The sequence below is a fragment of the Gammaproteobacteria bacterium genome, from assembly GCA_013696315.1.
GTDB lineage: Bacteria > Pseudomonadota > Gammaproteobacteria > JACCYU01 > JACCYU01 > JACCYU01.
The window spans coordinates 1-7,724 of sequence record JACCYU010000085.1 but is presented as its reverse complement, the minus strand read 5'-3'; the positions used below and the strand labels follow the sequence as shown (position 1 = coordinate 7,724).

The window sequence follows — 7,724 nt, the reverse complement described above, 5'->3', positions numbered from 1 at the left end:
GGCGCGGGGGGGCGCTCACTATCGACGAGGTAAAGCGCGCCGAAGAAAAGCTCGCGCATTGCCGCAGCCTGTTCATGGAGGGCACCGGACACATGCTGCACGTGGACCGGTCCGTGGTGTTCGCGGCCGCGGTGCGGTCGTTTTTGCGGGAGGTCAGCTAAAGTGGCCTGGTTGGCGCGCGGCCGATGAAAGCGGGCGCCGCGATTGCGATGGCGGCTTCCAGCAGCTTCGATGTCGAGCTGCCCGGACCACTTGATCTGCCTGCTTCGCTGGAGCGGTTTCGCAGCGCCGGCGATGACGGCGTCGATCGCTGGGACGGGACGCATCTGGTCAGAACGGAGCGCATCGGCGACCGCGCCGTCGCGTATGTTGCCACTGTGGCCGGAACTGTGGACCAGCCTACGCTGCGCGTCACCGTCGCAGATCCATTTAACGCGCGCGCCGTCGAACACGCCGTACGGTCGACTTTTACCAGAGCGCCGACGGCTTTCGCGGAGCTGGTGCTTACCGACCCGGTGATCGCGCGGCTGGACGCGCGTTATCGCGGCCTGCGGCAAGTGCAACATCCCGACCTGCTGGCGGCGTTTGCGCGATGCGTGAGCGCGCAGCAGGTGAACCTGCGCTGGGCGGCCATTACACGCCGGCGGCTGGCGGAGACGTTCGGCGATCGGCATTCAATTAATGGGCACGAGGTATACAGTCTCAACGCTTCCCGGCTGGCGGGCGCCACGGTCGCCGAGATCCGCGCGCTACAGTTCACCACACGCAAGGCCGAATACATCATCGGCATCGCCGAGGCGATCGCGAATCAACGCGTGCGACTCGCCGATCTCATAGTGCTGCCGGACGATGAAGTCATTGCCCGGCTAACCGCGCTACGCGGCATCGGCGTATGGACGGCGGAGTGGATTCTCGCGCGCACCCTGGGAAGACCTCGAGTGGTCGCCGGCGACCTGGGTGTTCGCAAAGCGGTCGGACAAGCTTATGGCAGCAGCGCCACGCCGTCGGAAGCGGACGTGCGACGCATAACGGCGCACTGGGGCGCATCGGCGAGCGTGGCGCAAACCCTGCTGCTGCATGCGCTTCACGAAAACGTGCTGGGGATGAATGACTAAAAGAGGCACGATGACATCTGAGCTACGAGGAAAAATCTGCGTATTCACCGGCTCCAGCCCGGGCGCGCACGCGGAATATATGGGCGCCGCACGGGACTTTGGGCGCGCGCTCGTGGCGCACGGCTATGGGCTGGTTTACGGCGGCGCCCGCGTGGGACTTATGGCGGCCGTAGCGGACGCGGTGCTTAACCGCGGCGGCTATGCCGCGGGTGTGATCCCGGATTTTCTCGTGGACAGGGAAATCGCGCATCCGCGCCTTTCCGATCTGCGCGTGGTGAGCTCCATGCACGAACGCAAGGCGCTTATGGCGGACATGTCCGATGGATTCGTCGCACTGCCGGGCGGCCTAGGCACCCTCGATGAGTTCTTCGAGGCGCTGACCTGGGCGCAACTCGGCCTGCATGCAAAACCCTGCGGCTTGCTGAATGTGCGCGATTATTTCCGGCGTCTGCTGGGCTTTCTGGATGACGCCGTGGACGCACGTTTTATCAAGCCCGCGTACCGGGCGATGATCGTGGTCGAACAGCGGCCGCACGTATTGCTGGAAAAATTCGCGCGTTACAGCGCCCCGGAGAATGGCGAATGGCTGGATCGCGGCATGACCTGACATTCTTATTGCGACTGTCGAATTTGAGAGCAAGCATCGGAGTGCGCATCAACGCGGGAGGACGACAGTAGCGGTCAATGCGGGCCACCTGGCGCACCGCCTTTGATCAGGAGCGTTATCATGCAGCTTGCGATGACCACCCGCGACAACACGCAAACACCGGACTTTGCCAGCGACACGGATCGCTGGGCGGCTGTGTTCGACCGCGACCAGCGCGCGGACGGCAAATTTTACTATGCGGTGCGCACCACCGGCGTGTACTGCCGACCCTCGTGCGCATCGCGGCCCGCCCGCCGCGAAAACGTCGAATTTTACAAATCTACTTATGCGGCCGAACATGCCGGTTTCCGACCGTGCAAGCGTTGCCGTCCGGACGAGCCCGCGTTTGCCGAACAGCGCGCCGATGCCGTCGCCAAAGCCTGCCGCACGATCGAAACCGCCGAGTGCGCACCGAGCCTGGCCGCGCTGGCGCAAGCCGCTAACATGAGCCGTTTTTACTTTCATCGCGTGTTCAGGTCTGTAACCGGAGTCACGCCGAAAGCGTACGCGGCACAATACCGCGCGCAGTGCATGCGCCGCGAATTGTCCCGGAGCGAGACGGTTACCGATGCGATCTATGACGCGGGCTTCAAGTCCAGCTGGCGTTTTTACGCGACCGCCACGGAAACTCTAGGCATGACGCCGACAAAGTTTCGCGCACGAGGCGCGGGCGAGTCGATCCGCTTCGCCGTGGGCGATTGCTCGCTGGGCGCGGTGCTGGTCGCGGCCACGGACAAAGGGGTTTGCGCGATCATGCTGGGCGATGATCCGCAAGCCCTGGTGCACGAACTTCAGGATCGCTTTGGCAATGCGCACCTGATCGGCGGAGATCAGGCATTCGAACAATGGGTGGCGACAGTGGTCGGTTTTGTTGAACAGCCGGCACTGGGGCTGGATCTGCCGCTGGATGTGCGCGGCACCGCTTTTCAGCAGCGCGTGTGGCAGGCATTGCGCGGGATACCGGCCGGACAGACCGCCAGCTACACAGAGATCGCAACGCGCATCGGCACGCCGAAAGCCGTGCGCGCAGTAGCGCACGCCTGCGCATCGAACGCGATCGCCGTCGCCATTCCATGTCACCGGGTGGTGCGGCAAAACGGCGCGCTTTCCGGTTATCGCTGGGGCGTGGAACGCAAACGCGCGCTGCTGGATCGTGAGAACCCGGACCGAAACCCTGGAGATAGACGATGAAATCATTCCGACTTTTAACGTTGAGCGCGCTGCTGGCGATCGGGAGCGCAGACTCGCTGTTTGCCCACGAACCTGGATCAAACATAAAGCCGTTGTCCTTTGGCGAGGATCAGACGATCGTCGATATCACCAGGGTCGTGTGGGAGCCACTGGAAGTGAAGGGTCTCGCGCCGGGCGCCGAAATCGCGGTGCTTCGAGGCGATCTTGGCGCGGGCGCTAGTGAGTTACTGTTGCGCTTACCGCCCGGCTACCACGTGCGCAGTCATAGCCACACGAGTGACGAAGTTTACGTCTGGATCGAGGGCGCGTTTACCTTGATCGCCCACGATGGGACGGAAACCACGTTCGACGGCCCCGCCTATATCAGCTTTCCGGGCAATGCACCGCCGCACGGCTTGAAGTGCGGCGCTAAAGAACCGTGCGTCTTGTATCTACGTTACTCGCGACCCTTCGACGTTAAGTATTTTTCAACGCCTTCGAAGGGCGAGTGATTCGCACCATGCAAGGAACGCGCCTGGTTAAGCGAGTATCGCCTTTAGCTGGTTTGCGCCGACGTTCACGTAGTCTGCGGATTATCCTGTCACTGAAGATCGCGCTGCTCGGCGCGACCGCATGGACATCGAGCCAGGCCGTCTCGCCCGGACTTTATGAAATCAGCAACGAGACGCTCATGCCGCATCTCGAAGACAACCTGCGCTACGCCAACTCCCGCGAGCGGCAATGCCTGCGCGCCGACCTACCAGAAGCATTCTTTCCGATCCTGCGGCACCAGTCGTTCGATGGCTGCGAACTCGGCGCTGGCAACGGTCGTGACCCGGTTTACTATCCCCTCACCTGCCGTAGCTCACAGGCGCCGACCGGCGCGGCTCGACTAAGAGAAACCGGGGATCACGTCTCAGGTGTGCTTGAAATCCAGATGGGGGGCAAAAACATGACTTTCTCGCAACGCGTCGAGGCGACGCGGCTGGGCGAATGTCGTGCGGAGCGCTGAGTCCTCAGAAAATGTGGAGCCTGTAATGTCGCCGGTTAAGCTTGACCGGCGACCTTGAAGGCGGCGGAAGCCTGGTTCTCCCCGACTGACGCTTAAGTACCATCTAAAGATGCGCTGAGCGAACAACCGGCCCGCGGACCCGACGTTGTTGAACGCGCTTACATGAATACCAACGCCTTGCGTGCGTAAGCCTTGATGTTCGATATCTGTAGGCAGCTCCGTCCGCCTGACAACTAAAAGGCCATTGGCCGATCCTTGACCAATGACCTTAGCGGGTTGATGTTAACTACCGGTTGCGGCGACGTTTCGCAGCAGCAGGAGGCTCTTCTTCGCTAGAAACGTTCACATTATCGTAGTACGCGGTCTGGCTTCCTCCGCAACAAGACTTACCGGGCCTGTATACGCCGAATTTTACATATGGACCTCTTGCGCCGCGAAAGTCGTTGGGGCCACGGTAATCTAGGACGCCTTGACCATCTCTCGATACTTGAACGCTTCCGTCATCCCCCGACGAGAGCTTGATTTTGAGCTCCCAGTCCGTGAACTTGCTGTTGTCGATCGCGCCGAGGTCGAACCGTTTACCTCTTCCGGAATTGCTATGGATAGACAAAACCCAACGGCCATCGCGCACATGCAGCTGGAGGGGTTGATGTCCCGTTGGATCGTTCGCCTCCCTTCGCTTGTGTAGCTGAAATACAATCAAATTCGAGTAAGGATTGGACACTTTGTTACTGAAACGAATCGCATAGTTCTTGCCGCGTTCCAGGTCTCCCTTCAGTGCTATTTCCGAACGTGCCCTGCCCCTCTCGCCGATCCGATGCTCACTGACAGCGGCTGTAGTGAACAGGTTCGCGGTTTGTTGTGGCTTGATCGTTACCGCCTGCAGCGTGTGCATGGCTGCGTAGTTGCCCGTATCAACTTCGGCATTGGTTATTGCCCATCCATCGCTTGGCAACCCAATTCCTTCCAGTGAATAAGCTTCGAATTTGTCGGCTAAGATAACTTCTGCCTGCGCGGCAGTGACGGCCAGACCAATGGCCATGCCGAGCGTAGTACAACTAATAAATTTTACTTTCACAAAACGCCCCTGTGAGTTAGTAGTAAAGATTTGCAACAGCCAATCAGACGGCCGCCACGCAGACGCTAGGTCACGCTGCGGGGTCGGCCGCTGCAAGCGAGGTGCCACCACTTTTTATAGCGAAGCCCATTAAAGTAATAAATAAACCAGCAATCAGTTAGTTAACCGACTCTTCCGGCTATCTCGCTTGAGCGAGTTAATTTTTCAACGTTGAGGTTGTTGTAGCTAGTGAGATCGCTTTGTTTATAAACAACAATTTCTCAATTTTTGGCCCCTAAGAGCGACACTATTAGTTTGGTGAGCCGTAACTTACCAGACCTTGGTAAGTTCTAAGTGTCGCCATAGAGCTACAACCCACCGGTTAATTCTCTTATTGGGGCAGGAGATGGTTCAACGAGGGGTGCCATGCTGCAAAACGGCAATTTGTCGCCGTAGGGCGACGCTCGGATGCCCGGTGCGCGCGGATGTGCGTTTGACAGCTGACTGCAAAAGGAGAAAAAGGATCAGGCTCAATATAATTTATAGCAGTGCAAGCCACGGTGGCTCGTTCACCCCACCATATTCACCGGCAGGCCAGCATCTCGCAGCTTTTCGTCGCGCGTGATCAATGTTGCGTCGTGGAAGACGGCGGTGGCCGCGATAATGCGGTCAGCCGGATCGGAATCCTTCCAGCCTGGCTGACAGTTCGGCGATCTCCGGAACGATCTGCAACACGCGAGGTTGCGCGCGGCTTCAATATGTCGAAAAAATGCGGAATAATCGACACACAACTTGATGGATCCCCATCAAATCTTACAGGACCTGTCATTACTGTCGGTTACGTGAAGCTGGTGGGCGAACGCACTGTGCAGCGCCAGACGGCTTCCGGCGATCTCAAGTCATTGGCCGACATCGGCGTCCTGCGCGATATCAAAGTGGGTCGCGAGCCGTTTGTGCGTCCGAAGTTCGGAGGCTTGCTTACGCATGAGGGTCGCGATTTACTTCTTTTCTCTAACTCTCTCATTTATCGCTCAGAAGCCTGATGCCCGCGCTCTCCTGGCCTGAAATCCGCAATCGCGCCACGACATTCGCGCGTGATTGGAAAGACGAGACTTCCGAGCGCGCCGAGGCGCAGACCTTCTGGAACGAGTTCTTCGAAGTCTTCGGCGTCAATCGCAAACGCACGGGCATTCGCTTCGAGAAGGCCGTCGAACGATTTGGCAAGCGCGGGAAAGGGCGCATCGACGTGTTCTGGCCGGGCACGTTACTCACGGAGCACAAGAGCGCTGATCAAGACCCCGACGCCGCGCATACTCAGGCGACGAACTACTTCGATGGTCTGAGCGACATTGAGCTGCCGCGCTATGTCATCGCTTCCGATTTTCAGTGCTTCCGGCTGTACGACCTCGAACACAACGACCTTGCCGAGTTCAACCTCAGCGAGCTGCCCGCGCGGATTTCGCTGTTCGGCTTCATCGCCGGCTACAGCAAGATCAAAGTTCGCGACGAAGACCCGCTCAATATCAAGGCCGTGCAGCTTTTGGGCGAACTGCACGACGCCCTCAAAAACTACGGCTACGGTCTCGACGAAAAAGGCAAGGCGGGCCATGTGTTGCAGATGTTTCTGGTGCGCGTGCTGTTCTGCCTGTTCGCGGACGACACGGGACTGTTCTCGCCGAAGGACAGCTTTTTGGAACTGGTCGAGCGAACCCGAGAAGATGGCGCTGATACCGGCGCGCTTATCGCGAGGCTATTTCAAACCCTGAATGTCCCGCGCGCGAAGCGCCAGAAGTCACTCGAAGAAGAGTTCGGCCCGTTTCCCTACATCAACGGCCGCTTGTTCGAGGAAAGCTTGCCCATCGCGGAATTAAGCGGCGACATGCGCGGGCTGTTGCTCGATTGTTGCAACGTGGATTGGAAGAACATCTCGCCCGCGATTTTCGGCGCCATGTTCCAGAAAGTAGTCGAACTGGACGCGAAAGATCGCCGCCGCCAGCTCGGCGCGCACTACACGTCCGAGGCAAACATCAGAAAGGTGATCGACCCGCTGTTCCTGGATGAATTGCGCGCCGAGTTCGAGAAGGTCAAAAACCACAAGAACAAGTTGTACGCCTTTCACGACAAGCTCCGACGGCTACGTTTTCTCGATCCCGCCTGCGGTTGCGGCAATTTCCTCGTTATCACCTATCGCGAGCTGCGCAAGCTGGAACTGGACGTGCTGCGCGAAGCCGCCAAATTCGGCGCCGCCATCGGCCGCGTGTTCGAAGCCTTGCAGGTCAACGTGGATCAGTTCTACGGCATCGAGATCGAGGAATTCCCGGCGCAGGTCACCCAAGTCGCCATGTGGCTGACGGATCATCAGATGAACGTGGAAGCCGGCCGCGAGTTTGGCGAATTCTTCGACCGCTTACCACTCGATAAGTCCGCCACTATCCGGCACGGCAACGCGCTGCGGCTGGACTGGGAAGCCTTCGTACCGCCCGACCGCCTGAACTACATCCTTGGCAATCCGCCTTTTGTGGGTAAACACTATAGGACAACGGAGCAGCGCGAAGACCTGGAAACTGTTGCTAAAGGCATGAAAGCCGTCGGCGACTTAGACTATGTGGCAGGTTGGTACTTAAAGGCGGCGCAGTACCTTTCTGGCAGCAAGGAAGGCTTTGTCAGCCGTGATAAGAGGCAGTTTCAAGACGCGCGTTTCGGAAGGCAAGCGCCCGGCATCGA

General features: G+C 59.0%; 9 protein-coding genes. 8 read left to right on the top strand and 1 reads right to left on the bottom strand.

The window, feature by feature from the left end; genetic code table 11:
* From H0V34_04880 to H0V34_04855, 6 genes are all read left to right on the top strand, one after another.
* Positions 1 to 161 (top strand): hypothetical protein (locus H0V34_04880; protein ID MBA2491058.1); only part of this gene is annotated, 161 nt, incomplete at its 5' end.
* A 24-nt stretch (positions 162 to 185) separates the two neighbouring features.
* Complete coding sequence (locus H0V34_04875) at positions 186 to 1,115, top strand: DNA-3-methyladenine glycosylase 2 family protein (GenBank protein ID MBA2491057.1); 930 nt, start codon at positions 186 to 188, stop codon at positions 1,113 to 1,115.
* Positions 1,116 to 1,125: 10 nt separating this feature from the next.
* On the top strand, positions 1,126 to 1,722 hold the full coding sequence (locus tag H0V34_04870; GenBank protein ID MBA2491056.1) for a TIGR00730 family Rossman fold protein: 597 nt from the start codon (positions 1,126 to 1,128) through the stop codon (positions 1,720 to 1,722).
* Between the two features lie 120 nt (positions 1,723 to 1,842).
* A complete protein-coding gene (gene ada / locus H0V34_04865) occupies positions 1,843 to 2,952 on the top strand; it encodes a bifunctional DNA-binding transcriptional regulator/O6-methylguanine-DNA methyltransferase Ada (protein ID MBA2491055.1) in 1,110 nt (369 codons plus the stop codon).
* On the top strand, positions 2,949 to 3,443 hold the full coding sequence (locus tag H0V34_04860; protein ID MBA2491054.1) for a DUF4437 domain-containing protein: 495 nt from the start codon (positions 2,949 to 2,951) through the stop codon (positions 3,441 to 3,443). Before ada ends, H0V34_04860 begins: the two co-directional genes overlap by 4 nt.
* Before the next feature lie 53 nt (positions 3,444 to 3,496).
* Positions 3,497 to 3,943, top strand: coding sequence for a hypothetical protein (locus H0V34_04855; GenBank protein MBA2491053.1), 447 nt, complete (start codon positions 3,497 to 3,499; stop codon positions 3,941 to 3,943).
* A gap of 286 nt (positions 3,944 to 4,229) precedes the next feature.
* Here H0V34_04855 and H0V34_04850 read toward each other — a convergent pair whose 3' ends face one another.
* The gene (locus tag H0V34_04850) at positions 4,230 to 5,021 is read right to left on the bottom strand and encodes a heparin lyase I family protein (GenBank protein MBA2491052.1); all 792 of its coding nucleotides are present in this window, start codon (positions 5,019 to 5,021) and stop codon (positions 4,230 to 4,232) included.
* 527 nt (positions 5,022 to 5,548) lie between these two features.
* Here H0V34_04850 and H0V34_04845 point away from each other — a divergent pair.
* Positions 5,549 to 6,043, top strand: a complete 495-nt coding sequence (locus H0V34_04845) for a hypothetical protein (GenBank protein MBA2491051.1) — start codon at positions 5,549 to 5,551, stop codon at positions 6,041 to 6,043.
* The coding region (locus H0V34_04840; GenBank protein MBA2491050.1) for a class I SAM-dependent DNA methyltransferase at positions 6,043 to 7,724 on the top strand (1,682 nt) is incomplete at its 3' end. The genes H0V34_04845 and H0V34_04840, both read left to right, overlap by 1 nt.